The organism is Paenibacillus sp. SSG-1, assembly GCF_002224835.1.
In the GTDB taxonomy this organism is placed as follows: Bacteria; Bacillota; Bacilli; order Paenibacillales; family Paenibacillaceae; genus Paenibacillus_AQ; species Paenibacillus_AQ favisporus.
In genome coordinates, this window is sequence record NZ_MBRK01000001.1 from 5,028,916 (window position 1) to 5,055,665 (window position 26,750).

General features: G+C 53.7%; 26 protein-coding genes. 8 read left to right on the forward strand and 18 right to left on the reverse strand.

From position 1 onward, the window contains the following. Window positions 1-15: 15 nt before the first annotated feature. Window positions 16-879, forward strand: coding sequence for an SDR family NAD(P)-dependent oxidoreductase (locus BCV73_RS23165; protein WP_089548684.1), 864 nt, complete (start codon window positions 16-18; stop codon window positions 877-879). 136 nt (window positions 880-1,015) lie between these two features. Here the strand turns inward: BCV73_RS23165 and BCV73_RS23170 are convergent, their stop codons facing one another. From BCV73_RS23170 to BCV73_RS23225, 12 genes are all read right to left on the reverse strand, one after another. Further along, a complete protein-coding gene (locus BCV73_RS23170; RefSeq protein WP_089548685.1) occupies window positions 1,016-1,507 on the reverse strand; it encodes a hypothetical protein in 492 nt (163 codons plus the stop codon). 86 nt (window positions 1,508-1,593) lie between these two features. Beyond that, window positions 1,594-2,103 (reverse strand): metallophosphoesterase family protein, encoded by a 510-nt coding sequence (locus BCV73_RS23175; protein WP_089548686.1) that lies wholly within the window; start codon window positions 2,101-2,103, stop codon window positions 1,594-1,596. A 348-nt stretch (window positions 2,104-2,451) separates the two neighbouring features. After that, window positions 2,452-2,769, reverse strand: a complete 318-nt coding sequence (locus BCV73_RS23180; protein WP_089548687.1) for a cupin domain-containing protein — start codon at window positions 2,767-2,769, stop codon at window positions 2,452-2,454. A gap of 38 nt (window positions 2,770-2,807) precedes the next feature. Further along, complete coding sequence (locus tag BCV73_RS23185) at window positions 2,808-5,123, reverse strand: DUF4962 domain-containing protein (protein WP_089548688.1); 2,316 nt, start codon at window positions 5,121-5,123, stop codon at window positions 2,808-2,810. Window positions 5,124-5,326: 203 nt separating this feature from the next. Then, window positions 5,327-6,094, reverse strand: coding sequence for an SDR family NAD(P)-dependent oxidoreductase (locus BCV73_RS23190; protein WP_076175511.1), 768 nt, complete (start codon window positions 6,092-6,094; stop codon window positions 5,327-5,329). Next, window positions 6,091-7,944 (reverse strand): sensor histidine kinase, encoded by a 1,854-nt coding sequence (locus tag BCV73_RS23195; protein ID WP_179232049.1) that lies wholly within the window; start codon window positions 7,942-7,944, stop codon window positions 6,091-6,093. Before BCV73_RS23195 ends, BCV73_RS23190 begins: the two co-directional genes overlap by 4 nt. A 1-nt stretch (window position 7,945) precedes the next feature. Beyond that, complete coding sequence (locus BCV73_RS23200) at window positions 7,946-8,986, reverse strand: response regulator transcription factor (protein ID WP_076175506.1); 1,041 nt, start codon at window positions 8,984-8,986, stop codon at window positions 7,946-7,948. Window positions 8,987-9,092: 106 nt separating this feature from the next. Next, window positions 9,093-10,664 carry an extracellular solute-binding protein gene (locus tag BCV73_RS23205; RefSeq protein WP_089548690.1) on the reverse strand — a complete coding sequence of 524 codons (1,572 nt, stop codon included), beginning with the start codon at window positions 10,662-10,664 and terminating at the stop codon, window positions 9,093-9,095. 124 nt (window positions 10,665-10,788) lie between these two features. Continuing rightward, window positions 10,789-11,661 carry a carbohydrate ABC transporter permease gene (locus tag BCV73_RS23210; protein WP_089550371.1) on the reverse strand — a complete coding sequence of 291 codons (873 nt, stop codon included), beginning with the start codon at window positions 11,659-11,661 and terminating at the stop codon, window positions 10,789-10,791. A 25-nt stretch (window positions 11,662-11,686) separates the two neighbouring features. Then, a complete protein-coding gene (locus BCV73_RS23215) occupies window positions 11,687-12,613 on the reverse strand; it encodes an ABC transporter permease (protein ID WP_256993167.1) in 927 nt (308 codons plus the stop codon). 1,020 nt (window positions 12,614-13,633) lie between these two features. Next, complete coding sequence (locus tag BCV73_RS23220; protein WP_089548691.1) at window positions 13,634-14,446, reverse strand: SDR family oxidoreductase; 813 nt, start codon at window positions 14,444-14,446, stop codon at window positions 13,634-13,636. A gap of 338 nt (window positions 14,447-14,784) precedes the next feature. Continuing rightward, entirely contained in the window at window positions 14,785-15,192 is a 408-nt protein-coding gene (locus BCV73_RS23225; protein WP_089548692.1) for a MerR family transcriptional regulator, read from the reverse strand. 184 nt (window positions 15,193-15,376) lie between these two features. On the opposite strand from BCV73_RS23225, the gene BCV73_RS23230 reads away from it, so the two are divergent. From BCV73_RS23230 to BCV73_RS23250, 5 genes are all read left to right on the forward strand, one after another. Then, window positions 15,377-15,757 (forward strand): carboxymuconolactone decarboxylase family protein, encoded by a 381-nt coding sequence (locus BCV73_RS23230; RefSeq protein ID WP_076173764.1) that lies wholly within the window; start codon window positions 15,377-15,379, stop codon window positions 15,755-15,757. A 148-nt stretch (window positions 15,758-15,905) separates the two neighbouring features. Next, a complete protein-coding gene (locus BCV73_RS23235) occupies window positions 15,906-16,664 on the forward strand; it encodes a YheC/YheD family protein (RefSeq protein WP_089548693.1) in 759 nt (252 codons plus the stop codon). 174 nt (window positions 16,665-16,838) lie between these two features. Continuing rightward, window positions 16,839-17,321, forward strand: coding sequence for a DUF2975 domain-containing protein (locus BCV73_RS23240; protein WP_089548694.1), 483 nt, complete (start codon window positions 16,839-16,841; stop codon window positions 17,319-17,321). 10 nt (window positions 17,322-17,331) lie between these two features. After that, window positions 17,332-17,556 (forward strand): helix-turn-helix domain-containing protein, encoded by a 225-nt coding sequence (locus BCV73_RS23245; protein WP_076173767.1) that lies wholly within the window; start codon window positions 17,332-17,334, stop codon window positions 17,554-17,556. 22 nt (window positions 17,557-17,578) lie between these two features. Continuing rightward, a complete protein-coding gene (locus BCV73_RS23250) occupies window positions 17,579-18,349 on the forward strand; it encodes a DUF817 domain-containing protein (protein WP_089550373.1) in 771 nt (256 codons plus the stop codon). 122 nt (window positions 18,350-18,471) lie between these two features. On the opposite strand, the gene BCV73_RS23255 is transcribed toward BCV73_RS23250, so the two are convergent. The 4 genes from BCV73_RS23255 to BCV73_RS23270 form a co-directional block, all read right to left on the reverse strand. Then, the gene (locus BCV73_RS23255) at window positions 18,472-18,885 is read right to left on the reverse strand and encodes a DUF6508 domain-containing protein (protein ID WP_089548695.1); all 414 of its coding nucleotides are present in this window, start codon (window positions 18,883-18,885) and stop codon (window positions 18,472-18,474) included. A gap of 158 nt (window positions 18,886-19,043) precedes the next feature. Next, on the reverse strand, window positions 19,044-20,168 hold the full coding sequence (locus tag BCV73_RS23260) for a response regulator (protein WP_089548696.1): 1,125 nt from the start codon (window positions 20,166-20,168) through the stop codon (window positions 19,044-19,046). Next, window positions 20,146-23,295: a hybrid sensor histidine kinase/response regulator gene (locus BCV73_RS23265; RefSeq protein WP_089548697.1), complete on the reverse strand. Its 3,150-nt coding sequence runs from the start codon at window positions 23,293-23,295 to the stop codon at window positions 20,146-20,148. Before BCV73_RS23265 ends, BCV73_RS23260 begins: the two co-directional genes overlap by 23 nt. 349 nt (window positions 23,296-23,644) lie before the next feature. Then, window positions 23,645-24,145 carry a CYTH domain-containing protein gene (locus BCV73_RS23270; protein ID WP_089550374.1) on the reverse strand — a complete coding sequence of 167 codons (501 nt, stop codon included), beginning with the start codon at window positions 24,143-24,145 and terminating at the stop codon, window positions 23,645-23,647. Window positions 24,146-24,522: 377 nt separating this feature from the next. Between BCV73_RS23270 and BCV73_RS23275 the strand changes: the two genes are divergently transcribed. Continuing rightward, window positions 24,523-25,272 (forward strand): class I SAM-dependent methyltransferase, encoded by a 750-nt coding sequence (locus tag BCV73_RS23275; protein WP_089548698.1) that lies wholly within the window; start codon window positions 24,523-24,525, stop codon window positions 25,270-25,272. A 6-nt stretch (window positions 25,273-25,278) separates the two neighbouring features. Here the strand turns inward: BCV73_RS23275 and BCV73_RS23280 are convergent, their stop codons facing one another. Together BCV73_RS23280 and BCV73_RS23285 are read right to left on the reverse strand one after the other, a co-directional pair. Next, window positions 25,279-25,551, reverse strand: coding sequence for a hypothetical protein (locus tag BCV73_RS23280; RefSeq protein ID WP_089548699.1), 273 nt, complete (start codon window positions 25,549-25,551; stop codon window positions 25,279-25,281). Window positions 25,552-25,646: 95 nt separating this feature from the next. After that, window positions 25,647-26,240 (reverse strand): TetR/AcrR family transcriptional regulator, encoded by a 594-nt coding sequence (locus BCV73_RS23285; protein ID WP_089548700.1) that lies wholly within the window; start codon window positions 26,238-26,240, stop codon window positions 25,647-25,649. 222 nt (window positions 26,241-26,462) lie between these two features. Between BCV73_RS23285 and BCV73_RS35480 the strand changes: the two genes are divergently transcribed. Further along, window positions 26,463-26,750, forward strand: a 288-nt coding sequence (locus BCV73_RS35480; RefSeq protein WP_218828175.1) for an NAD(P)H-binding protein, incomplete at its 3' end; no start/stop codon positions are given.

The following is a 26,750-nucleotide window of genomic DNA, read 5'->3' on the forward strand; positions in this document are numbered from 1 at the left end:
TGAGGTGAAATTGACATGCAAGAAACAAATATGGATTTTCAAAACAAAGTCGTTCTGATCACAGGCGGGACATCCGGAGTCGGAAAGGCCATCGCGCTAGGTTTGGCAAGACTAGGGGCAAAAATCGTTATCATCAGCAGAAATCATGAACGAGGACAGGAAGCATTGCACGATATTGCAAAAGCCACGGGAAATGAGAAAGGTGAATTCATGGTGGCTGACCTCTCCCTTCAGTCCTCCATCCGGAAAGTGAGTGAGGAGTTTAAACGGAAATATGATCACTTGCATGTGTTGGCCAATGTGGGGGGAGCGGTTTATTTTGAAAAACAGCTAACTTCTGAAGGAATAGAGCGGACATTTGCGTTGAATTATCTCAGCCACTTTTTATTGACTAACGAGCTGCTAGACATGCTGAAGGAGAGTCGCCCGTCAAGGGTTATAACCGTTTCGGGAGCACCCCGGTTTCTCAAGAAAGCAAACTTCAATGTTGAGGACGTACAGCTTGTAAACCACTTTAGCGGTTTGGGTGCGACAGCCCAAGCGCTGTTCGCCAGAGTTATATTTACTTATGAATTAACGAGACGGCTGGAAGGAACAGGCGTAAGGGCATTTACCTTTCACCCGGGATTGGTTCAATCGAATCTGACTCGAAACGCCCCCTGGTATATCAAGGCATATGGAAAATTAGCTAATCGACGGGCAAAAGAGGACTGCGAAATTGGGGTTTATCTCGCTGCTGCTAAAGAAGTCGAAAACGTAAACGGAGTATTCTTCGACGATCAGATGCAGATGATGACTTTTCCTATATTGCAGGATGAAGAAATGGGAAGAAGGTTATGGAGCATTAGCGAGGAACTGACGGGCGTATCAAAGATGTAAAATCTCAAGGAACATCACGAACTTTGCAGACGGCTTGATCACGGGTACAAGAAGAAAGAACCGCAGCAAAGCGGTTCTTTCTAAATGAAGTAAAGTATGCTATTTAAACGTATAGCCGTGTTTTGGAAAACGTAATTTATGCCCTTATTTGAACCAGCGTCTGCCCTGGCACAGCCTTTTCCCGATTGCCCAGCAGCGAGGAAATTTCGTCCACGGTATAGTATCCGGCGAACCGCTTTTTCCTTACCGCCTTCGTCAGCCAGCTGAAAAAATCCCACACCGGATCGTCGACCCATCTTCCGCCATGGTTGATCAGAACGGGCGTATACGAGATTTTTAACGCACAAGCGCCCTGCCATTCGAAAAAGAAAATGTTCTCCGTATTTTTTTTCTGCAGTAAAAAGGAGTAGCTGCCCTCCTGAAGAAGATATTTGTCCTGGTTGTGAAAGAAAACCGGTCCTTCCGCCGTCGCCACGATCCCAATCAAGTCGCCGTTGTGATGAACGTAAAAACCCCGGGTGTATTCGATGTTCATATTGGGTGTGAGCCGAACTTCCTGAAGCGAGTAGGGTTCGACTCCCCGGTGTCTGGTTTGCGCTGCGTCCTGAAAATGACTAATGATTTTCATGATTACACATAACCTCCCTCTTCGTACAACGCTTCAATGAGTATACCGCTTGATTCTATACCAATTCTGAACATTGCGGGGCATCCCTATCCTTTATCCTCATAAAAAATATGCCGGGGGAAGACTTGGCCACCTTTGATTTCAAGCAGTCCAAATGAATACAGCTTCTCCCTGCGCTTGTCCGTAGGAGAACCGGGGTTAAACATCAACACGCCGTCGTCCATCTGCAGGTGAGGCTGGTGTGAATGGCCGAACAGGATGCAGGAAACCGGCTCGCCCTCAAAGGCCTTCCTGGCCTTCTGCGGAGTGGTTATTCTTGATGAATAAGGCTCATGTCCGTGAACAAGCCCAATCTGTACCCCTTCAAAGGAGAGTATCTTTTTTTCGCCAAAACCCTCAATGATCTCGTATCCGTCATTATTTCCGGCAATGCCGTCCACAGGAGCTAATTTTGACAGCTGATCGTACACCTCCAGGGTCATCCAATCGCCCAAATGAAGAATATGGTCAACCTCCCGGAACGCTTCCGTCAGCTTTGCGGGGAGCTTTACTCTGCCTTCTCTTAAATGCGTATCCGAAACAACACCGATAATCATGGTCGTTCCTCCTTTTTTTCAATCTGATCACTTTTCCGCAGATCACATTTCACACGAAAATTGCATTTTTGCAGTTACTCCATCTATGCCCTGCCTGACTGATGATCATAAGTACAATTGTACAGCTTTTTTCCCTATTCCAACTATTATAGCAACGCCACTGTCTGTGGTCCCGCGCAAAAAAACTGCCCCGCGGCTTCCATATGGACGGTTCAACGTCCAAAAGGTGCCGAGAGGCAGTCTAGGAACAGCCTTTGTGATGGCAGTCATGGTACTTCATGGTACTAATACTTGGCCTCGCTTAACTTCGTCTAAACGAACCTGAAGCAGCGACCGTCGTGCCGTCAATTAATATTTGATCAAGTCGGCACGCAGCGGCGTGAAGCAGTCCAGCAATGCACTGGCTTCCACCGCCTTCGCCCCATGCCTGGCGCCCATCGGAATGACGATGTGCTCGCCCTGCGCGATGACCGTTTTCTTGCCTTCGATCGTGAACTCGACTCGCCCCCGCAGGCAGTAAGACATCTGCTCATGCGGGTGGGCATGCTCATATCCTTCCGCACCGGCTTCAAAATGTACTTCCATCATCATCAGCGACGCCCCCGGCTGCAAAATTTTACGCTTTACGCCGGGCTCCGCATCCTCCCAAACACCGATATTGCTCATGCTTTTGCTCCGCCTCCTTATGCTTGTCATTTCATAAACTAAAACGCCTTCGCGATTTCGATCTTCTGCGTTTGCCCGTTGTCCGTCAAATACAAATTATAACTGAATCCTTGATCGTCCATAAAATAAGAAATGTATTTGCCGCCCTCATCCAGCCGCTTTGGAAGGAGCAGCGTAGCGATCCGGTGCGAGGACGCGTCCTTCGTCTCCGCCGACAGATGCCAGTGCGTATCGAGCCCGGCGATTTCCTCGGGATCCACGCCCTCGAATCCGCTCGTCTGCGACAGCGCCAGCTCTCCGGACGTGCTGAAGATGAAGCGCCCTTCCATCAGGGCTTTCTTGCCGTTCACGTGGAAGGACTGGCCCTTCAGCTCCATCTCGTACAGCGTGTGAAAGAGCCACTGCACCCGTCCCGGCTGCTCCAGGTCGATTGAATCAACAATAACGAAGTAGCTGTTTTGCACAAAATAAATCTCGCGCTTATACTGCTTCAAATACGGTACATGCTCCCGGTAAGCGGAGGTTGGATTCAAACGAGTGTAGGATACGCGCTTGTCATGCCAGGCGTCCTCGACCTCCCCTTTAGCCGCCAGGTTAAGCGCCTTGTTCATGCCGGCGAACTGTCCCTGCCCGTCGATAAGGACGGCGTTTTTCGACTTGGTATGCCTGCGCCAATTCAAATGCATTGAGCTGTTAAACGCGACATAATACCCGCTTTCAATGGCCAGCGGCTCCCCGTAAGCGTGCAGCAGGAATGCGCCCTGATCGCCGTGGCTGTGGCTGACCGATCCGTACCGGCTGCTCTTGGCGATGAGGGAAATCTGCTCCGCAGGATCGTGCAGGCGATGATGCATCGCCACCCAGCCAATGTCGCAGAACCATTTGACGGGCTCGATGCCGGAAGGCTCTACCGGTTCAACCTGCGGATAATTGTGCCGGTACACGAGGTCATCGAAGGCAAAATCCCACCAGCCGTAGTTGTAAAACATACGGTCGGCCTCCGGATTCGCGTCCTTCAGCTGGTCGAAGTACCATTGGTACCATCCGTTTCCGGTCACGCCGGCAAACTCGCGCATGTTGTAGCCGACCTTTTTGATGATATCGTCCCCGAGTGTCGAGTTGTCGCCAAAGGCCGTGCGCGTCGACGTAGTGGGACTGTAGCAGTAGAGGGGAAAATCGCCTGTACGCTGAAAAAAGGGCCGTCGGAACACGTCGAGCTCCGAAAAGTTTTTGAGCAGGTTCAGGCCCTCTGTCAGGTAAGCCATGCCCGTCGTCCAGTAGTGGGGCCCTTCGGCCCAGCCGCCGTCCTTGCCTCCCCATGGAGAGAACAGCGTGTAATAGTACTCCACCGTGTAGTCCAGCCATTCCCTGGCCTCCGGCTCCTCGTCGAACAAGGCGATGCAGCAGGGCACGAGCACCGAGGATAAGGAGCGGACCGCGTGGCTGTCATAAGGGACATGATGGATCTTCGAGCGCTGGATCACATGGTACGCCACCTGCCGGGTCCGGGCGAGCAGCGGCTCCCGCACCGCTTCCCGCTCATCCTCCGTCAGCTCGCCATGGAGCCAGTCGTAACCCCAGGCCAGCGCCGCGGCGATCCGAAACGCCGCTTCGTCGTTATAGTCGCGGCTGGTCGGGCCGTCCGGGTCCCAGGACGCGGCGTGCAGCAGCCAGGCTTTCGCCTTCGCGAGCAGCTCGGCGTCCTGCAGCACAGCACCGGCAACGCTCAAATGCCGGATCGCGTACAGCACCTCCTGGCAGGCCAAATAGCTTCCGCGCCACAGCGCTGCCGTCCGGCGGTTCTCCGGATAGGGCTGCGGCTCCTCAATCAGCTCCCGGGTCAGCCAAGGTTTGACCGATTGCTCGAAGAAGGCCTGCCATCCGCTGCCTGCCGCATCCTCCCTTACTGTGCCGCGGTACGCTTCCAGCTCATCCGGCTGCAGCCACAGCCGCGGATGACCGGTGTGCACCCGGCTGTAGCGCTCGCTCCGGGACGGGAGCGCCGTCTCCGGCAGTCCCTCCGGCACCCGGAATTCTCTTACGGTGCTCCATTCCGACTGCTGCGCCTCCGGCCCTTCCCCTTCGAGCAGCGCGTACCGCCAATAATACGTTCCCGGCCTCAAGGCCTCGGAAGGCGTAAAGAAATTGTAGGGGATCGGCCCGTAGATCCGGGTCGTCTCCCTGGTAAAATCCGGCGCGGATGACACCTCCAGCACGTACCGGTCATCTTCCAGCTTCGCCGGGATCCAGGTAAACCTCGGCGGGTTCTCGATCAGCTCCGTTTGCGCCGAAGGCGCATACTGCACCGTTAAATCGCCGCTTTGCGGCTGATACAATCCGTTTGCCGTTGCCATTGTCCGTATCCCTCCAGTTTGATTGACACTGTAGCGAGCTTGTTGCCTTGATATCCTTATCTCGCTGTGCTCCTAGATCAACGTTCTTTGTCCGTCGTCAGTTGTTCATCGTTAGTATCATTTCAGCTTCAGCTGTCCATTTCCGTTTTTAAAAGTATTTTCTGGGCGCTGTCCTTTGACCCTTACTGCCTTGGACGAAACCCTTACCGCATGAACAATCCGCCGTTCACTTCAATAGTCTCGCCCGTAAGATAGCGGGACAGGTCCGAAGCCAGATACAGCACCGTATCGGCAACATCCTGCGGCGTCCCTTCCCGGCCGAGCGGGATTTTGGACACCGTGGCGGCCCGGCCTTCATCCGAGGTGAAGGTGGCGTGGAAGGCCGTCCGGCCGATAAAGCCCGGCGAAACGCAGTTGACCCGGATGCCCTGCGGCGCAACTTCCTTGGCCAGTCCTTTGGAGAAGGAAATGACCGCCGCTTTGCTGGCCGCATATACCGATGCTCCCGGCCCTCCGCCGTCATGGGCGGCGACCGAAGTCATGTTGATGATGGACCCGCCGCCACGGGTTGCCATGCCCGGAATGACCAGCTTGCTCAAAAACACGCAGGACTTGAAATTGACGTCCATGACATGCGTATAATGCTCCTCGGTCATTTCGGCATTCGGTACCCGCTTCACCAGGTGGCCCGCATTGTTCACCAAAATATTCACCGGGCCGCCCAGCTCCCGCTGGACCGTGTCCAGCATCACCGCTAGTTCCTCGGTGCGGGTGACGTCCGCCTGGACGACGGCGGCCCTGCCGCCCGACGCGGCGATTTCCGCCGCAAGCGCCTCCGCCTCCTCCCGGCCCCGGTTATAATGAACCGCCACCGCGGCTCCCGCGGCCGCGAGCGACCTGGCCGCTTCCCGGCCGATGCCTGAGCTGGCACCGGTCACCAGCGCCATTTTCCCCTGCAAATCGATCTTCATCCCACGTTCTCCTCCTCATACATGCAAGTGATGCTGCCGTCGAACGGCAGCGACATCCGAATCGTCGTTCCGTGATGCAAAGCGCTGTCAATCGTCAAACCGTACGCTTCTCCATAGACCATCTGAATCCGCCGGTGCACGTTCATAAGACCCAACCCGCCTTTGTGGTAAAGGGAGCCCGAATCGGACTCCGCGAGCCGGTTCAGCTCCAGCTTTTGGCGCAGCGAATGAAGCTTCTCCTCCGTCATACCGGCGCCGTTATCCTGCACGGTCAGCCGGAACCCTCCTTCGCGGACCTCCGCGCCGATCCGGATCCGGTGATGATCCTGAATCCCGTCGGGAAACGCATGCTGGAACATGTTTTCGATCAGCGGCTGCAGCGTCAGCCGGACCATCTTGTGCAGCAGCAGATCCGGAGGAACGTCAACGTCCAGCTCAAACTGCCGCTGGGTCCGGTACTGCAGAATCGTCATGTAATTCAGCACATGCTTCAGCTCGTCGACGACCGTAATCTCCGACAGGTTCGTCTGAATCGCATATCTCAGCATGGCCGCCATCGCTTCGACCATTTCCATGATTTCTTCGGAATCCTGGACGACGGCGTAGCATTTGATGGTCTCGAGCGTGTTGTACAGAAAATGCGGATTGATCTGCAGCTGCAGCGCCTGGAATTCGGCCTTATGCTGCTCCAGCGCGATTTTCTGCAGATTCAGCTCCGTCTTGTGCGAGCGGATTTCCGCCTCGTAGACGCGCTCGATCATCTCCGACAGCCGCGTCAGCATCAGGTTGTAGCTCGAGATCAGGAACCCGAACTCATCCTGGCGCTGCTCCTCCCCCTCAATCGTCTTCCACTCGCCTTTTTCCATCATGCGCATGTTGCGGACGAGCTTCTTGAGCGGCTGTACGAGAGACCGGCCGAACCGGCCTGCAATCCACATCGCGACCATTAACGTGATGAAGCCGGCAATAACCGTCGTATAGCGGATGTTCATGATCGGTTTACGGAGCTCCTTCACCGGGACCGAAATGACCATCTGCCAATCGGCGGCGCTGAGCCGCTGCGACACATACATCCGCTTTTCCCCGTTGACGACGGCCGTGAAGGTGCCCTGCCCGCTAAGCAGGTTCTTCTTGACCTCATCGTCCATGAACTCCGGGATGACGGCGTCCTCCGGCTTATCGACGAAATTGCCCTTGCTGTCCACAATGAAGGAGTAGCCTTTGTCCCCCAGGTCCATTTGTCCCCACAGCTTGGATATCTCCCTGGTGTTAAGCTTCATGCCGAGGATGCCCCGCGGCTGGTGCGACAGAAGCCCGCGCACGCGGCGGATGAACGTAATGTACTGCTCTTCCCCCGGATCCACCGTTGCCGAGTTGATGATCGCGCCTAGACCGTCCTTCGGAATATTTTGCTCGATTAAACGATAATACGATTTATAATCCTTGACCTCATCCTGGATGATGTCCTTCGTCGTGATCGCCTTGCCATCCTGATTAATGACGTAAATCAGTTCGATCTGCGGATAAATGATAAAGGCCGAATCGAACACCTTGCTCTGAATCCGCCGCGACAGCTCGTAATACTGGAAACTGTTGTCCGGGTCCATCTCCATGAACTTCAGGACGTCCGGGTCGGACAGAATGATTTTGCTGGCATTGTCGAACGTCTGGAGGTACAAGTCCGTATGATAGGCCGCGTGGGTGATCATTTGGGACAGGTAGCGTTCCAGCTGGCGGTCCAGAAGTTTGGCCGACTGCACGTAAGTGATGGTGCCGACCACCGATAAGGAAATGACGATTAATACCATGAAGTAGCCGAATATGCGGTGGGAGATGCTTCTGCGGAACATGTCAGATCCCCAGCCGCTGCCGGTATTCCGAAGGCGAGATGCCTTCGTATTTCTTGAAGGTTTTCGTGAAGTTGGAATGGTCGGCATATCCAACCGCGTATGAAATGTCGGTGATCCGGTGCGATTCCTCGCCGAGCATCCGCTTGGCGTATTCCATGCGCCGCTTCGTGCGGTACTGGACGAAGGTTTCTCCCGTCGCCTGCTTGAACATGACGCTGAAATAGTTGGGATGCAGCCCCAGCTGATCCGCTACTTCCTCCAGCGACACCTCACTGGCCAAATTGCGCTCGATGTAATGCTTGGCTTCCTCGATCGGGTCTTTCCATTTCCCTTTCCGCTTCCGGTACAGACGGTCCAGCGTCTGGCCGATCCGCTCGGCGAACCGCCCGAAGGCCTCTTCCCCGGTGGAGTCCGGGCTGAGCTCCAGGCTGTCGTCCAGTTCGATGTTCATCTCCCTGGCTCTCAGCTTCTTAACGAGCAGGCCGTGGAATTCCTCCAGCATTTCGGCCTTTTGCCGCTCCTGAAGCTGAAAAGCCGAAGTCTCCCGCCGCCACTCCTCCAGCAGCTCCTGAACCTGGCTGCGGTTCATATAGTAGATGGCCTGGTCAAACCGCTCCAGCCATGCATCCATCTTGGCGACGGAAAGGTAGGCGGAGGCCGGCTTCTGCTTCTCAGCCCGCTGCACCAGGCGCCGCAGCGTATCCGCCAGCTCCCGTTTGGCCACCGGCTTCAGCAGGTATTCCCTGACGCCGAAAGCCATACAGGCCTGGGCATAGGAGAAATCGCCATAACCCGATACGACCACCGTCTGCACCGGGTACTCCTGCTTGGCGATGGCCTCACACAGGGACAGGCCGTCCATGACCGGCATCCGGATATCCGTAAACACGAAATCGGGGAGCTCCTCCCCGATCGCCTGCAGCGCCTCGCGCCCGTTGGCGGCGAGCCGGATGGATGAAATCCGGATCCCGGACTGCTGAATGAATACGCTTAGTCCTTTCAGAATCATAGGTTCATCGTCAACGAGCAAAATCCGATACATCCTCAAGAGCTCCTTTCGATTTCGTATTCAGGATTCATTTTTGGGCGGCGGGAACCGGTGCGGGTCGCCGCCCCAACATCTCTAGCAGGTGAACAACCGTCAATTCCTACTTCCGCGGCAGGAAAATGCCCTCTTTTTTCTGGTAGCGTTCATTGGCTTCTTTCAGTACGGCGCTGCCGCCCTTGGACTTCCATTCCTCGATCACCTTCGGCCAATTTTCGATCGGCTCCTGGCCGTAGACCATTTTGACCATGTGAGTCACGAGCACAGGTGGCGGCGTATCCGAAAGCGGGGTGATGTCCGGGTTCTTTTTAAGCGCTTCCAATCTGGGGTCGAATTCGATGCCGTCACGGCCCTCGTTCGCCAGAATGTTATCGAACACGCCCATCAGCTTGCGCCCGTCTTCCGTCAGGCTGAGCGATCCCTTGTTGTACGTCGTGTCCTGCACGAGCCACAGGAAGGACTGGCGGTAGCGCTCCTCGTCAACCGCTTTGGAGTCGGTCGGCTGCTTGTAGTTGATTTTGTCCCCGTCCATCGTGTACGTTTCGCCTTCGACTCCGAAGGTGAAAAACTTCTCGGCTTCATCCGATACCATCCAATCGAGGAATTGAATGATTTTCTCCGGGTGTTCGTATTTGGCATTAATGAAATAGGAACGGTTTACGTCGCCATACAAATAATATCCGCCCTTGCCGTCCGGTCCTGTCGGGGAGGGGATTACTTCGAGCTTCGCGTCTGGAACCGTATCCTGAAGCTGGGTCTGCCATTGGAGCAGCTCGTTAGCATTCATCGACCAGATGCCGGCTTTTCCGGACAGGATCGTGTTCTTGAAGGTCGTCGGGTTGATCGTGGCAAATTCCTTGTTGATCAGCCCTTCGTCATACATCGTTTTGTAGGTGGACAGCGCTTTCATCATATTGTCTGCGTCGAAAAATTTGGGCTGCACCTGGCCGTCCACTTCCTCAAACTGGCTTAAATAAGGGAAAACATCGTACGCTCCGAAGACCGTATCCGCATATTTGAAGTCCTGACGGCCCATGTAGGGATTTTCGACGCCCATCTTTTTAAAAGCGCGCAGCACTTCCATAAAATCGTCGATCGTCTTCGGCGCCGGCAGGCCTGCTTTGTCCAACAGATCCTTGCGGATCCAGGTCGCGCGGCGGGAAGGGTTGCCGAGCCACTCCGGAATACCATAGATTTTACCTTCATAGGTCATGCGATTCCAGGCTTCTTTCGGGATTTTTTGCAGCAGGTTCTGCCCGTACTTCTGCAGCAGGTCGTCCAGCGGCATAAAGACCCCCGCCTCCACCGATCCCGCCATCTCTTTCCCGGTTACTCCGCCCTGGCCCTGCACCACGTCCGGAATGTCGCCCGTAGCAAACATTTGCGCCATCTTCTGGTCGTATTCGCTGTGCGGAACCAGGCGGATGTCCATGTCGGTATTCGTCAGCTCCTCCAGCTTCTTCACCCACTTATCCGCGTTGATGTCCGGCGATTTTTCCACGTGGCCGAAATTCAGCGTCCGCAGTGAAATCGAAAACTTGGTGACCCCGTTGTCCTCCGTGCTCGTCCCCGCATCCTTGCCGCTGGCGGATGAATCATTGTCTTTGCCGCCGCACCCGGCGAGCAGAGATGCCGTCACTACGGTGGCCAGCATCAGGCTTACCCATTTTTTCATCGTATCCCCTCTTTCCCCGCTTTGATTGCTCTTGTGTATGCTCTTTGTTGGAGTTGGCAAGTTGATTGTATCGTTAACGTTTGCCCGACTGTGAGGTGGCAACTTCAGTTCGGGTAGTTCATTTTTAAGATTTGACCGCGCCGAGTGTAAGCCCTTTCACAAAATGCTTCTGCAGGAACGGATACAGCAAAATGATCGGCAGCGTCGCAATGACAATGGTCGCCATCTTGATCCCCTCCGGGGAGGTAAACGCCAGCTCGCTGAACTGCGAGGCGCCGGGGTCGATGCTGAGATCGTCGGTCTCGAACATTTTTTTCAGCAGCACCTGCAGCGGCCACCACTTCGGCTGATCGATGTAATACAGCGCGTTCATATAGGCGTTCCAATGTCCTACCGCGTAAAAAATACCGAGCGAGGCCATCACCGGCTTGGAGAGCGGCACCACCATCTTCATCAGGATACGTACCTCCCCGCAGCCGTCGATGCGGGCGGAATCGATGACCTCCGCGGGCAGCTGCTTGAAGAACGAATGCATCACGAAAAAGTTAAACGCGCTGATCGCACCGGGCAAAATCATGGCCCACGGGGTATTCATCAAATGCAGATTTTTCATCAGCAAAAAGTTTGGAATCAGCGGCGCGCTGAAAATCATCGTGATCAGCACCATCAGCATGATCAGCTTGCGCCCGACATACTCCTCGCGGGACACCGGGTAAGCCAGTGTTGCCGTCGCCACCAGGTTGATCAATGTTCCGGCCACCGTAATGAAGGCGGATACCGCGAACGCGCGCCATATTGACGCGTCACTGAACACGTACTGGTAATTGATCGTCGTAGCTTCCATCGGCCAGAACGTTACCTTGCCCGACGTGACCGCTTCCGATGAGCTGAAGGACTGGGCGATGACGTTCAGAAACGGCAGGAACATGGCGAGCCCGAGCAGGCACATGAACAGGATGTTGAACGCGTTGAATAGTTGATAGCTCCTAGACATCATTCGGTGCAACCGTCGTTCCTCCCTTCTAGTACAGGCCTTCGCCCGTCGTTTTCTTGCTGAGCAGGTTGCCGGTCAGGACCAGCACCAGCCCCACCACCGATTTAAACAGGCCCACCGCCGTCGTGTAGCTGTACTGCTGCGACAGGAGGCCGGAGCGGTAAATGTACGTGTCGAGAATCTCCCCGTTTTCCGTATTGAGCGCGTTCAGGAACACCCACACCCGCTCAAAGCCGAAGTCGAGAAACTTGCCGATGTGCAGCAGGAACAAAATCATGATCGTCGGCAGCAGCGCCGGCAGCGTGATCCGGAGCGTCTGCTTCCACCGGTTCGCCCCGTCGATCTCGGCCGCTTCGTACAGGTCGGGATTGATTCCCGCCAGGGCGGCCAGGTACAGGATCGTGCCGTACCCCATGTCCCGCCAAATGCCCGAGCCGACCAGCACGCTGCGGATGTAGGCGTTGTCGCCGAGGAAGTACACCGGCTCGATGCCGAACAGACCGAGCAGCTGGTTCAAGATGCCCGTGGACGGGGACAAAATGGCCACTGACATGCCGGCGATGACGACCCAGGACAGAAAGTGCGGCATATACACCACGGTTTGGATGACCCTTTTGAACACGACCAGCCTCAGCTCGTTGAGCAGCAGGGCCAGAATGATCGGGGCCGGAAACGCAATGATCAGGTCGTAGAGCCCGATGAGCAGCGTATTTTTCAAAATCCGCAAAAAGTCGTAATGCTGGAACATCATCGTAAAGTTGGCGAAGCCCACCCACTCACTGCCCGTGAAGCCCTTAAAAATGTTGTAATCCTGAAACGCGATGATCGAGCCGCCCAGCGGAATGTACTTGAAGATGAGAAAATACACGATCCCGGGAAGGGAAATCACGTACAGCGCCTTGTACTTCCACATGAGGTGGATCAGTCCGCCGCCCTTTCCCGGCCTTCGGACCATGCTTGGGGGCGTCATCTCGGCTGCTTCCGTTTTGATCGTCGACATATCGGTCCTCCTTTTCGCGCACGTCGTATAGCTGTGCTTATTTTTCATAGTAACGGTGGAGGGGCGGGGGATGCTTGGCATGAACAGGGGTGGGCTGGTTATTTTTTAAGGTTGGGGGCGTGTGGGTGTCGTTGGAAAAAAGACTCATGCTGCATCTGCCATGGGAGCATTGGGTCGATTCGAAGGAGCAGCAACGAAACCCAGACTTTTGTGCTCGGGGAGGGACGCATTTGGGGTTCCAGCCGCTGTTGAAGCCGTGTTCCTTGATGAGACAAGGAGGCGGGAACACGGCTTCAAAGGCGGCACGTGAACTTTCCACCCCATATGCTTTCCCTCTTTGGAGTTCAGGTGGTGGGGACTGCTGCTCTTGGGGTAGCTGCTAGAACGCCCCCATCTGCTTCTCACTGCTGCTTAGCCAATTGTTTCTCCTTCGGTTACCGCACCGGTACAACGCCTTGGCTCGTGTCCTTAAAAAATAATCAGCTTGTGGGGGGATGCAAAAAAGAGGCGTGTCTCCTTACGGCGCGCCTCCTTTGGTTATCTAGCTGATTCGAAGGAGCAGCAATGAAACCCAGACTTTTGTGCTCGGGGAGGGACGCATTTGGGCTCCAGCCGCTGTTGAAGCCGTGTTCCTTTGATTAGATGAGGAGGTGGGAACACGGCTTCAAAGGCGGCACGTAGACTTTCCACCCCATATGCTTTCCCTCTTTGGAGTTCAGGTCGCGGGGACTGCTGCTTTTAAAGTTGGCTAAGGCTACCTTTTCTCCTCTTTCCTCTCCCCTGCTGTTTGGCCATTTGTTTCCCCTCGATAGTTGCCACGGGCCAGACTTTCGCCAAGTGACCTTATAAAATACCCAGCTTGTGGGAAAAAAAGAGGCGTGTCGCCTTACGGCACGCCTCTTTTGGTTATCTAGCTGATTCGAAGGAGCAGCAGCGAAACCCCTACACCGGCGCTCGGGGGTGAGCCGCCCCCTATCACCGGAACTGCTGAGCAATACCGGCCATAAATTCCTCCTCCGGCACCCTGCTGCGCAAGTCTAGCAGGAACTCGGCGTCCTGACCGGCGATATACCGGAACCGGGGTGAAGGATCGACCGCCGCCTCGTAGATCGTCTTGGCGATGTGCTCTGGTGTGGACGACTGGGTTTCGAAGCTCTCAAGCTGCTTTTTCATTACAGTGCCGGTATAGGCGGCGTATGCCTCCAGCGAATCGTCCTTCAGCACATCCAGCGAACGTCCGGTAAAATCCGTCGCCACGTTGCCCGGCTCCACGAGCTTCACCCGGATGTTGTGTTCAGCCAGCTCATAGTAGAGCGATTCGGAGAAGCCTTCCACCGCCCACTTACTCGCGTGGTACAACGACAGCAGCGGGAAAGCCACCCTGCCGCCGGCCGACGAGACGTTGATCACCGTTCCGCCGCCCTGGGCCCGGAAATGTGGAAGAAGCGCCCGGGTCGTCTGCATCACTCCATGGACGTTGACATCAAACTGTTTACGTACCTGGGCGTCGGTCGCCGCTTCAAAAGCGCCGAATGCCGCATAACCCGCGTTATTCAGCAGGACATCGATCCGCCCAAACCGGTCAATCCCCTCTGCTACCGCCGCCTCGATGGTATCCTTCCGCTCCACATCCAAACGGGTCACCAGCACCCGCTCCAAGGACCGCAGTCCGGTTTCCTGTTCCGGCGAACGCATCGTCGCAATGACATTCCACCCCTGCTGCTGAAAAAACTGTGCCGCCGCTTTTCCAATACCCGACGAAGCACCCGTAATCAAAATCGATTTCACGCCAATTCCTCCTCGTTTCTCATTTACAAGGAGATTATAGCGCGTAGAATGAACTATGTAAACTGATATTAACTATTTTAGTTAAGTTTATATAAAATCATTTATATCGTTTGTCTCCTCAGCAGACTAAGACGAGCACGGATGCGGGACGGACAAAGGTGATTTAAGGATATAGGAGGCAAATAGGCAGTCGCCGCGATGGGAGCCTAAGAACTTCCTTTCGCGTATTACCTAGAGATGGATTTAGCGTACTACCTAGAAATGAGATTTAGTGTATTCCCTCGGAATGAACGATATGGTGCAGACAACAAAAAGAGGCCAGCGCGGCCTCTTCTTGCTCATTTGCCAGACGGCACTTTGGGTGGCACCGCCTGGTTTTGTTCATTTTCCATCCCTTTGTAATGATCGATCTTATCGTCAATACTTCGCAAATGATCCCGGAGCACCCGCATTTGCTCATGAATGTGCGCCTGGTGGGCCTCCAGCATTTCCCGCCTTTCCGTTATCGTGGAATCGCCTTCGCTCCGCAGGTCCGAAAACCGCTTCATCTCGCTGATCGGCATTCCCGTTCCCCTTAACCGCATCAAAAATTCAACCCATAACAAATCGGACTCCCGGTACAGGCGGTAACCGTGCTCATCCCGGGGTACCCCTTCCAACAAGCCAATCCGCTCGTAGTAACGCAGCGTATGCACGGACAGACCGGTTTTTTGGGAAATCTGCTGAATCGTGTATTGGTTCTCCATGGCTGCATTATATCACTAAATCCCCTATGCATAGCAGGCCCTTTGCTTCGATCTGCTTTAATTCCTTGCGTCTCCTTGGAATGGCAAAATTCCATGCAAAAAAAACCTTGCTTTAGAGCGCGCTCAAAGCTGTAGCATATAACTCACGAAGCGGTTAAAACATCATTTCAGGAGGTCATAAACAATGACAAACGAACGTTACGAACGCGGATGGGAAAAGCTGCTGGAAGTCGATGGCGACGGCGGGCAGCGTGTTATGGAATCGCTCAGCGATATCGCCCCGGACCTGGGGAAATACGTCATCGAATTTGCCTTTGGCGACATTTATTCACGGGAGGGGCTGGACCTGAGGCAGCGCGAACTGATTGCGATCGCTTCCCTGACGACGCAAGGGGGATGTGAAGCGCAGCTGAACGTGCACATCAACGCCGGGTTGAACGTCGGGCTGTCCGCCGGCGAAATTGTGGAAGCCATCATCCAATGCGCGCCGTACACCGGCTTTCCCCGGGTGCTGAACGCGGTATTCGAGGCAAAACGGATCTTTAAAGAACGCCATTTCATATAATGGGCGAAGGGGCGGCGGATGAGCCGCCTTTTTTGATCTGCTAGCGGATAGAACTTTAACTTTTTCCGTTCTTATCGCCACAATAGACAGATATCGTTGCAAGCACATCTCTGCATTCATATGTTAGGTCAGGAAGGTGGTGGTATGTATGGCTAAGTACAAAAGCAGCTCGATCAGCGATAAATGGAAGAAAACGAATTGGTTATTAAAGCAGGGCGATTTACGGAAACATGTCCCCCACACGGAAACTTTTGATAGAAAAAACCTGTTCTCCATGCTCTCCAAATATTCAACCGTTTACTTCAAACCAACGCATGGTTCCGGTGGAGCGGGCATTATTCGGATCAATAAAAAGAACAATGGGTACCAAACCCAATTCAAGAAAGAAAAATCCTTCTTCGCAACAGCTGACGAGCTATATCATATGCTTTCCCGCTTTTCTAACAAAAGGCCGTATTTGTTACAGAAGGGGATCCCATTAGCTAAAACGAACGGAAAGCTGTTCGATATTCGCGTGATGGTGCAGAAAACGAAAAAAGGGGAGTGGATCAGTACGGCCGTCTTCGCAAAGATCGGGAGTCCTGGGAAGATTGCAACGAACTATAACCAGGGAGGAAGCCTCGGTTTATTTCAGCCAACGCTGACAGGCGCGGGATTTCATTCGGCCTCCATTCAAAATACGGAAAAAGCGCTGAAGCAGTTAGGAGTTTCGGTAGCGAAAAATTTTGACCGCCATCTCAAAGGATTTCAGGAACTGGGTTTGGATGTAGCGGTGGACAACAAGGAGAAGCTGTGGATATTGGAGGTCAATACACGGCCCCAAATTTATCCGCTAAAATTTTTAAAAGACAAAAAGTTATACCATCGAACCCTATCTTATGCAAAGCAATATGGGAGGCTCCAATAACCGCCATCAAGACGCCATGAGCAAACATGGCTTTTTTTGTTTATACATCATTCGTTTGAGGAGATCCTTAACTCGACTAACAACAAAATGATAATATTATTCATTAATTATTTATTGTAAAACGATAAATGATGTGCTAAATTCGAGGAACAATAATGATTAAGAGGTGTTTATATGAAACGGGTGTCGACTCTCTTCTTAAAGGTGGCTGTGTTTCTGATCGGACTGCCGATCCTTGCTTTGTGCATCTTTGTGGTGCCCGGGATCGCGGATTTCGCAGCAGAATTGTATCCGGATCATGCCTATCTCAAATATCTCGTGTTTGTTGACTTGTATGCATCGGCAGTCCCTTTTTACCTCGCTCTGTATCAATCCTTTAGACTGTTGATTTATATCGACAGAAATGAAGCCTTCTCGGAGTTGTCCGTAAGTGCGCTAAAGAATATCAAATACTGTGCCGTCGCTATCAGTATTTTGTATGTGGCCGGCTTGCCCCTCCTGTATCTGATTGCGGAGGCAGACGACGCTCCGGGTGTCATTTTAATCGGACTAGTCATTATTTTTGCATCCATGGTGATCGCTTTCTTTGCCGCCGTTCTTCAGAGGCTCCTGAAGGAAGCAATCGATATCAAATCGGAAAATGACTTAACGGTCTGAGGTGAAAACAATGGCTATCGTAATCAATATCGATGTAATGCTGGCGAAAAGGAAGATGAGCGTAACCGAGCTGTCGGAACGGGTAGGAATCACCATGGCTAACCTGTCTATATTGAAGAACGGGAAGGCGAAAGCGATTCGATTATCGACGTTAGAGGCGATTTGTAAGGCGTTGGATTGCCAACCCGGGGATATTTTAGAGTATCGGAGTGATGAAGATCATGATGGATCATAGCCGAATGATGGAGTCACCGGTCATCAGAGCGTTCAAGCAGCTCGTTCGATTCGGTTGGGAGCAGGCTTTATCCTGTTTGTTCCCTGTCGTGATTTTTGCCTCCTTGGCTTTGACGAAAATCATCCCCCTCCCCTTTCTGCCCAGGTATGATTGGCTGCTGATCATTTGCCTCCTGATGCAGTGGTGGATGGTTCGCTCCGGACTCGAAACACGGGACGAACTCAAGGTGATCACGATGTTCCATCTGATCGGGCTGGCTCTGGAACTTTTCAAGGTACATATGGGCTCTTGGTCATACCCGGGAGAAGGATATTTAAAAATATTCGGAGTCCCTTTATACAGCGGGTTCATGTATGCCAGCGTAGCGAGTTATCTTTGCCAGGCGTGGAGAAGACTCAAGGTTGAACTGATGAATTGGCCGCCGTTTGCGGTCGTTGTCCCCCTTGCGGCTGCGATCTACTTGAATTTTTTCATACACCATTTCTGGATTGATGTCCGTTGGTGGTTATCCGGACTTGTCATCCTTGTCTTTTGGCGGTCCTGGGTTCAATATGAGGTGAACGGAACGCGTTACCGTATGCCGCTTGCCCTGTCCTTTGTGCTTATCGGATTTTTTATTTGGGTCGCAGAAAATATCGCCACGTTCTTTGGCGCCTGGCAATACCCGAATCAGGCCGAGGCCTGGAGTCTCGTTCATCTTGGCAAAGTAAGTTCATGGCTCTTGTTGGTAATCGTCAGTTTTTTGATCGTAGCGACGTTAAAGCAGGTAAAGGGAAAAATCCCATCAGAGTAGGCCGGGGACATTTAAGCGATGATTATCACAAGCCCGAAAGTGAATATAAAAAAAGAAAGGCGGCGGGATGGGCCGCTTTATCTATTCCAGCGTATGTTTTTCGGATACCCCGTCGTTCCCCGTTAGGTTCCCGGCCTTGATCCCCGCTCAGCCTCCCGCAGCTTATACAGAATGCTGAGGAAAATGCCTTCCCGGATCGCCTTCTCCCATAACCCGTCGCAAAAGCGTTCCTGCCGGACGAAATAGGTCAGCACCGCCCGCAGCAATTCCATATCCCGGGGCATCTCCAGCCCGCTGATCGCTTCCGGCGCAAGAGCATCCCCCTTCTCGAGCTGCTGCAAATAATCCTTCATCATCAGTCCACTGCCGCTGACGGCTGCGATGAAGCGCTGAACCCCGGCGTCGTATACCGGATAAGGCATCGTTATCACGCCTTCCTCGCTTTGGGTGCCTCCGGTCCATGTGCAGAAGGAAGTATTTTTATTTTCAAAATAACGGATCCATTCCTGCAGCTCCTGCTCCTGAAAACCCACCATCGCCGATCCCTCCTTGGTTCTAACATATCACAGCTGCCGTAAGCTGCGCTTCCCGAAAAGGACATCGATTGGGCGATTCATACAATCTAGTCATTGGGTGCGCCTATATCGGTCCGAACGTGAGGTGTACCTGTACGGCTAGAAATGTACCTGTACGGCTAGAAAATTTGCTCCGCCAGCATCATCGTCTCCATCTCCGGCTCGGCGTCCAGCTCCTCGGACAAGACCCGTACAAACGCATCATAATGCCTCTGTGCCTCGCCTGTTTCGCCGGCCTGAAGGTAACTGAGCAGAACCTTCCGGCAAACCTCATCCGAAAAAGGCTCAACGCTCTGCAGGCCCAGCAGCCGGTCCAGCGCCTTGCGCGCCTGTCCGACGGCTTGTTCATATTCGGCGGCCAGCAGGCTGGAGCGCACGAATTGGCGCCGAAGCTCCTCGCGGGCCGACATCGCCCAGCCGTAATCATGCTCCTCAAGATAGTCGCCCTGATATTGGGCCAGTCCGCTCTGCAGGCGCTGCAAGTCGCGCAGGTCACGGATTTCTTCCATGGCGGTATCCCTCAGGAACCGGTCCACGTCCACCTCGACTTCCCGCTGTACCAGACAATAGCTCTCATGGGAGTAATCCACGGTGGAGCCCAGTCCCCAGGCTTTCAGCATTTTGCGGACCTGGTACACGGAAGTATGCAGCTGGGTCACCGCTTTATCGGCGGAGAGTTCCGGCCACAGGGTCATTAAAATCTGGTCCTTCGCGACCCACCGGTTGCGGTGATGCACCAGCAGGGCGAACAGCTCCTGCGCTTTCTGCGTCCGCCATTTGAGCCGGCTGCCGCTCCCCGTGCCATCCAATACCTCAATCCGCTTAAAGCAAATGACTTGGGGATCCTGCCGGACAAGGACAGGTGCCGCCGTCTCCTGCTGAGGCGCCAAACGCGCCTCGAGCCGGCTTACGGTTTTGGCAAACCGCTCGGGATCAACCGGCTTCAGCAGATAGTCGATCGCGTTTACCTCGAACGCTTCAATCGCGTACTGATTGTACGCCGTCACGAACACCACCTGAATACCGGGATGTATAGCGTGCAGGCGTTCCGCCGCCTCCAGCCCGTTCAGGCCGGGCATCTCGATATCCAGAAACGCGATGTCCACCGGAATTCCCTCGGCATGCTCCAGTGCCGCCCGGACCTGCGTAAATTTGCCGGCGATCTCGATTCGCCCGTCCCCTTGAATCAGCCGATCCAACTGAAGCAGCGCCGGATTTTCGTCATCGACCAATATCGCTCTCATGCTTGTCCTCCTCTTGTGTCACCTGAGAGTCACCCTGCTTCTGCTTCGGCACATGGAACCGGACCACGGTTCCCCGCTCCGGATCGCTGTCGATCATAAGCTCCGTACCAAAAAGCGTCAGCAGGCGGGCGTTAATATTTTTCAGCCCTACGCCGTTCCCGGCTCTGCCTTCCCGCACAGCTTCCATCCGTTCCGGCGTCATGCCAATCCCATTGTCCTCGACGGCAATTTCCACTCGCTCTTCCAGCTCTCGCACCGATATCCGAACCCTGCCGCCCTCTTCCTTGCGCATGATTCCGTGCCTGACCGCATTTTCAACGATCGGCTGGATCGTGAGCGGGGGCACCAGACGATTCATATCCGCCTGAATGTCGTAGTCGACCTGCAGCCGGTCCTCAAACCGGGCCTTCTCCAGGTTTAAGTAGGACGTAACCAAGGCCATCTCCTGACGAAGGACGGTCAGCTGGTCCCGGTTGCGGAAATCGAAGCTCCCCCGCAAGTACCGGCTGAGCTCGTGAAGCAAGCCCGCCGTCTTCTCCGGGTCGATAGGCAGCAGGGCGATCATCGTATTCAGCGCATTATACAGAAAATGCGGCTTAATTTGGGCCTGCAGAAAGGCCATTTCCGCAGAAATGGCGTTCCGGACCGACCTGCGCAGCTCCAGCAGGGTTCTGACCCTGGCCCGCAGCTCTTCGGCATCAACCGGCTTGCGGAGAAAATCGTTCGCCCCGGCCGACAGCCCGATGCGGACATCCTCCGGCAGGCTTCTGGCCGTCAGAAGAAGAATCGGAAGGGCCGACAGGGAAAACTGCCGGCGCACGCTTCGGCACAGGTTCAGGCCCGACATGCCCGGCATCATCCAATCGGCAATGACCAGATCGATCGACTGCCCGGATTGGATCTTTTCCAGCGCTTCCTGACCGTTGCTGGCCGTCATCAACCGGTAGCCCTCGAGTGCCAGCAGATTGCGCAGCACCTGAAGATTAACGGGATCGTCGTCCACCATCAGGACGGTTGCGCGTTCCGCCCCGTGATCAGGCATCTGCGGATCGGTAAGCGCCAGCGCCGCAGCCGTTTCCTCGCGGATGGGCTCCAAAGAGATGCCGGCTGCTGCGCGATCTGCCGTTTTCGGTCTTGGACCGGCGGCAGGAACGGTGAAATGAAAGGTTGAGCCCCGTCCCAGCTGTGATTCGACCCAAATGCGGCCGCCGCTCAGCTCAACGAGCCTTTTGGTAATGCTGAGCCCAAGGCCGGTGCCGGAAGCTTCGTGCCCCTCCGGCATGTCCAGCTGATCAAACGGAGTAAAAATAGCCTCCAGCCGATCCGCCGCAATGCCAATCCCGGTGTCGGCCACTGAGATATGCACGGCGTCGCCCCGTTGGCCGGCCGCAATCCGGATACTTCCGCTGGAAGTATTCTTCACCGCATTGCCAAGGAGATTAAACAAAATCTGCTGAAGACGGTCCTCGTCCGTCAGCAGGAAAGGCAGATCCTCCGGCAGGCTTTCCTCCAGCATGATTCGTTTGCTCCCTGCGAGATTACGGATGATCTCCAGCACGGAACCGGTCACCGAAGCCAAATCAACGGACTGCCGCCTCATGACGATCTCCCCGTTCTTCAGCTTGGCAAAATCCAAAATATCGTTGATGAGGAGCGTCAGCCGCTTCCCTGTCGTCATGATCAGCTTGAGATTGCCGCGCTGCTCCCGGTTCAGTTCCCCGGAGGCCCCTTCCAGCAAAGATTGGGCCATGTTGACCATGCCGTGCACGGGTGTCCGCAGCTCATGGGAGGTGTTCGCCATAAACTCATCCTTCAAACCATCCAAGGTCAGGAGCCTGCGGGACAGCTGCTCCACTTCATTAAACGTCCGGTCGTAGCGCCGGGCGAGCAGGGCCGACTGAGTCACGACGAAGATCAACATTTCTGCGGGAGTAAAAACCATGCCTTCGTAGACCCCGATCAACGGGAGCAGGTTGGTGATAATAACCATGAGGATGCTGATGATGCCGAGAATCGTCAGCAGGTATTCTCCCGAATTTCGCCGCCGACGGAGGTCCCGCAGCATGATGCCGATAATGTAGGCGATGCATAACGCTGAGAAGGCGACCAGCAGAGGTTCAATTTTTGAGAACAAAATACTTGGAAAAATAATCGCAACCGCGATGGATGCCCCGCCGAGAAACGCGTAAGAACGCATGACGATGGGATGAACACCGCCGCGTACCGAAGCGGACACAAACTTTAATAAAAAATAGTAAATCAGCGCGGATATCATCAGCTGGCTCTTCAGGACCCACTCATAGGATAGGCCCGGCAAAATGCCGGCAATCAGCTTCTCCCCATGCAGCAGGACATAACCAATCGCCGTCAGGCAAAACAACCCCAGATGCAGGGAGGCCGGCTCCTTCTTGCGGATTTGCTGAAATCCGAGAAAATATATGGCGGCGGTAAAAAATCCGGCGATCGTCATCCAGTCGGCGAACAAATACATCTCTTTGCTCTGCATAATCGCGTGCTGCTCCCCGAACAGGATCGGCGTAAATACGCCGCCGGTGGTATACAAGTAATTGGCGACCTGAACGATAATTTCGATCCGTCCGCCTGAAAGGGTGGCAAAACCCAAGAAGGGAACGTTATTCTGAACGCCGTCATCGGCGGTACGCCCAGGATTTCCGCTGGCTCCAATCTCGTAACCGCCCATGAACACCCGGCTGGCGGAACGGATATTGTTGGTCTGCAGGCCGTACGTCAGCGCTTGCCCCGGCTTGACCTGAACGATCAGGCGAAACGTCCCGTAGCCCGCGGCCATTCGCTGCCCGTCCTCCGCAATATAATCGTTCCAGGCGCCCGGCAGGCGTGCCATCCCGGACAGCCTTGGACGCTCGTCTTCCTTCACGGTGACGCTGCGGTCAAAATCCTTTGGAGTCAGCAGCTGGCTCCGGTAAAATTCCCACTCCCCGTTCAAGCTGATCGCTCCGTGATGCCGGAGATCCAGCTTGCTGAGGTCAAGGACCCCTTCCACCGCCGTAGGCTGCCTGTCCATCACGAACTGCTGCCAAACGGCGTACACCGGCAGAAACAGCACCAGCAGCATGCCGATGATAAAAATAATCCATTGCCTTTTCATCCTAACGCTCCCCGGGCTTTACGCAGAGTAAAGCCTATATTCAAGCCGCTTTTCGCGCGCTTTATTCCGTCAAAGCAACCGCTATACTTTATGTCGGCGCCGTGAGCCCAAAACGTAATAAAAAGCCCCCTCCAAAAAAATATTTATTTTTAACCATCAAAAGTAAAAAAACGTCTATCGGCGTCATTCAAGGAAGCCAAACCGTTGTACTATGGCAGCTTTTCTTGCGCTATAAGGAATCCAGGTATCCGAAGCATCCACATCCTTGGACAAAAAAAGAGACCTTTCGGTCTCTTGATTCCCGGCCTCAACTTGATCCGTCCCGTGGCCAATCGAGCTTCATAATTCCCTAACTTCGCCGGGACTGAAGCTCACGCCAAACCTTCTTGTTGCTGTATTCCTTTTCCGTGCTGATGTCCTTCCCGAACCATGCCGGGGGAACGAAGCTTTCGGCCTCCTCCTCCGAGCCGAACTCCACCTCCAGCACCGTGAGCTGGATTTGATCGTACTCATCGATCTCCACCTGTACGCCATCCCATAGCGCCGTAGAGCGCTTTTTGATCAAAGGGACGGCGCCATGGGCCTGAATCATCTGATCATACAAGCCGCCGGCGATGGATACCTCCACTTCTTCCCGGGCGATGCCGAACCCTCTCTTAAACGTATGTGTATACTCTACATCTCCGCTGGCGGCATCGGTTATTTTCCGAACCCTCAGTTCCTGATCTTCATACAGCGCAAGATACGTCTGCTCGATCAGCTGCTCCTTGACGATCCTCAGTTTTCCTTCCTTAACCTGAGCCGCCGGGAATTCCGGCAGCAAAAATTTGCGTTCAATTTCTAGCGGCACCCGCTGTTCCCCCTTGAAAATGGTTAAGCCGGTAACCGGCTCTATCCATCCATTCATTTTGACTTAAGACTTGCCCCTTACATTTCATCCACAACATAGCATTACCCATTATACGAACGAAACCATAGGAGGACAATCATTGGATTGCCGTTTACCCTTGTATTCCGGGATTTAGGCCTTTTATAATGTAACTATTCTTTCAAAGGGGTGAAGCGGATCGTGGCACTGCATTTCGTTCGAGGTATGTAATTTCCGGGCTGGGTCAAAACGCGTACCAGCTATCAAGGGACACGTCTGTCCTTTGATCCATTTGGAAACGAACCGGCAACGTCTGCATGCGTCACTATTCTCTTACTTTTTGAAAGGTGGAATCATCTATGGATTCTTTTGATTATAAAAAATTTTACAATGAGGTCGGCCAAATGAACGGCTGGGATTTCAGCCGATTGAGCGTGATCGTTGAAGATGCCCTGTGGAATTTTTGGAGCGAAGTTTCCTCCCGCTGTAAGGCCGGAGATATTTTGCTGGATATCGGCACCGGAGGCGGCGAGGCTCTGCTGCGCATGGCGGATGCGGCCCTGCTTCTGATCGGCATCGACCATTCGGAAGCCATGATTCACACCGCCAACCGGAACCGGGAACAATCCGGCAGGTCCAACATCCGCTTCTTGCCCATGGAGGCGTCCGAGCTCCATTTTCCTGACCGATTCTTTCAGGTGATCAGCTGCAGGCATTCGGAGTTCAATGCGGCCGAAGTGGCCCGAGTGCTGGCGGATGATGGGGTGTTCCTCACCCAGCAGGTCGGCGAAAGCGACAAATGCAATCTGCCGCAAGCTTTCGGCAGAGGCCAATCCGGGAATGCCAAGCGTGGAACGCTTATGGAGCGGTATGCCGCCGAACTGAAGGAAGCCGGATTCCGGCAGATTGATTGCCGGCAATATGATGCGGTGGAGTATTATGCGACGGCCGAAGACTTGATCTTTTTGCTGAAGCACACCCCGATCATCCCCGGCTTTGGACAGACGGAGTCGGATTTTCAGACGCTGCACCGCTTTATTGCCGAACACCAGACACCGAAAGGAATCCTGACGAATGCCGACCGGTTTATGATCATCGCTTATAAATGACTATTATTACTCAACCTTTTCAACACTTAACACCTTGATATGTTTCGGATCATACACGTCCTGACTGGTATAGCTGCTCTCCAGCCTGAGGATCACGCGGTCATGGACTTTGAATTTATCAATATTCTTCGATACTGGAACACAGGTACCCTTAACGCAGATCTCTTTAAGATCTGAATTTATGGTATCGATCTCTCCTTCAACAGTAAACATATTATGCTTTGCCGTGCAGCCAACCATAAAGGTGAGCGTCAGCATGGCTAGAATCCGATTTATCATCTTCATAGCCTCCTTAGCACAGACAGCAGCTGATCTTTATGGTCGGCTGCTGTCTTTTATCATCGTATTCATGCCCTTCGTTAACGATCATCCTTTTAAGGTTGTTCCAAAACAGGAGCCAATCCCGCTGCCACGACCACCAGCATCTCCTGCACCATCTCCTCCGCCGGGCGATGCTCAGGGTCTCGGCTCCACTGAATGGCTGTCCCCAATATGCCCCAGCTTATGAGGAGAGCCGTGGATTCCACCGCTTTTTTTGCCTCCGGCGCCTTCGCTTCTTCGCTCAGCCATGTGAACAGGAGTTGATAGAGTTCTTTATGAATGGCGCTTTCAAACAGCGGTTCATACGGACTGTTTTCCGGAGTACGAATCATATATTGCCGGGTAAGGGCAAGAAAATCAAAAACGATTTGAATCAAAGACCGCAAGCTGCTCATATTGGATATGGAATGATTAGGTAATTCCCTCTCCAGTTTCTTTTGGAATTTTTGCCTCATCCAACACTCCAGGAAAGCATACTTATCTTCGAAATGCGCATAAAATGTGGCCCGATTAACCGTCGCGCGATCGGTAATGTCCTGCACGGAAATGGAGTAAATATTTTTCTTTTGCTCGATCAGCTCCATAAAGGATTGCAGTAATAATTGACGCGTGCGCTTGACGCGGGGATCGTTTGGGTTTACTGGCATGCTATCACTCCTTGGACTTATAACCTAATAAACAACAAAATCGTGCAGATGTTGCCTACACAACGAAAACGGCTTGCTGCTGATTGCCTGCATGGCTGAACCAAACTAATATCATGTATACAGTATAGTTTAGCCGAAAATGACGCTTAAACAACACTGTTAATTAGCTGCTCTCTCTTATTAAGCTGGGTCAGCCATAACCTATGAAAGGATGAATTGTTCATGATCGTTATTACGACTCCCACCGGTCAAATCGGCCAGCAAGTCCTTGAACGCATCGTTGATAACGGAAAGCCGATCCGTGTCATTGCCCGGGACCCTTCCCGGCTGCCGCAGCGGGTGCGCGACCGTGTCGAAGTCTTTCAGGGATCACACGATGACATGGATGTCGTCTCGAAAGCATTCGCAGGTGCAGAGAGTGTTCTTTGGCTGGTGCCTCCGAACCCTCAATCGGGGAACTCCACGGAATACTATTTGAATTTCACCAGACCGGCTTTTCCAACCCTCCCG

Coding starts and splice junctions, on each gene's coding strand:
- BCV73_RS23200 (WP_076175506.1), bottom strand. CDS start 8,986: ATGTATCGGATTTTGCTCGTTGACGATGAACCTATGATTCTGAAAGGA.
- BCV73_RS23215 (WP_256993167.1), bottom strand. CDS start 12,613: ATGGTCCGAAGGCCGGGAAAGGGCGGCGGACTGATCCACCTCATGTGG.
- BCV73_RS23265 (WP_089548697.1), bottom strand. CDS start 23,295: ATGAAAAGGCAATGGATTATTTTTATCATCGGCATGCTGCTGGTGCTG.
- BCV73_RS23180 (WP_089548687.1), bottom strand. CDS start 2,769: ATGAGCAATATCGGTGTTTGGGAGGATGCGGAGCCCGGCGTAAAGCGT.
- BCV73_RS23185 (WP_089548688.1), bottom strand. CDS start 5,123: ATGGCAACGGCAAACGGATTGTATCAGCCGCAAAGCGGCGATTTAACG.
- BCV73_RS23285 (WP_089548700.1), bottom strand. CDS start 26,240: ATGCCAGTAAACCCAAACGATCCCCGCGTCAAGCGCACGCGTCAATTA.
- BCV73_RS23190 (WP_076175511.1), bottom strand. CDS start 6,094: ATGAAGATCGATTTGCAGGGGAAAATGGCGCTGGTGACCGGTGCCAGC.
- BCV73_RS23170 (WP_089548685.1), bottom strand. CDS start 1,507: ATGAAAATCATTAGTCATTTTCAGGACGCAGCGCAAACCAGACACCGG.
- BCV73_RS23175 (WP_089548686.1), bottom strand. CDS start 2,103: ATGATTATCGGTGTTGTTTCGGATACGCATTTAAGAGAAGGCAGAGTA.
- BCV73_RS23275 (WP_089548698.1), top strand. CDS start 24,523: ATGGATTCTTTTGATTATAAAAAATTTTACAATGAGGTCGGCCAAATG.
- BCV73_RS23230 (WP_076173764.1), top strand. CDS start 15,377: ATGACAAACGAACGTTACGAACGCGGATGGGAAAAGCTGCTGGAAGTC.
- BCV73_RS23225 (WP_089548692.1), bottom strand. CDS start 15,192: ATGGAGAACCAATACACGATTCAGCAGATTTCCCAAAAAACCGGTCTG.
- BCV73_RS23210 (WP_089550371.1), bottom strand. CDS start 11,661: ATGATGTCTAGGAGCTATCAACTATTCAACGCGTTCAACATCCTGTTC.
- BCV73_RS23195 (WP_179232049.1), bottom strand. CDS start 7,944: ATGTTCCGCAGAAGCATCTCCCACCGCATATTCGGCTACTTCATGGTA.
- BCV73_RS23245 (WP_076173767.1), top strand. CDS start 17,332: ATGGCTATCGTAATCAATATCGATGTAATGCTGGCGAAAAGGAAGATG.
- BCV73_RS23235 (WP_089548693.1), top strand. CDS start 15,906: ATGGCTAAGTACAAAAGCAGCTCGATCAGCGATAAATGGAAGAAAACG.
- BCV73_RS23205 (WP_089548690.1), bottom strand. CDS start 10,664: ATGAAAAAATGGGTAAGCCTGATGCTGGCCACCGTAGTGACGGCATCT.
- BCV73_RS23165 (WP_089548684.1), top strand. CDS start 16: ATGCAAGAAACAAATATGGATTTTCAAAACAAAGTCGTTCTGATCACA.
- BCV73_RS23255 (WP_089548695.1), bottom strand. CDS start 18,885: ATGGTGGGTTTTCAGGAGCAGGAGCTGCAGGAATGGATCCGTTATTTT.
- BCV73_RS23280 (WP_089548699.1), bottom strand. CDS start 25,551: ATGATAAATCGGATTCTAGCCATGCTGACGCTCACCTTTATGGTTGGC.
- BCV73_RS23260 (WP_089548696.1), bottom strand. CDS start 20,168: ATGAGAGCGATATTGGTCGATGACGAAAATCCGGCGCTGCTTCAGTTG.
- BCV73_RS23240 (WP_089548694.1), top strand. CDS start 16,839: ATGAAACGGGTGTCGACTCTCTTCTTAAAGGTGGCTGTGTTTCTGATC.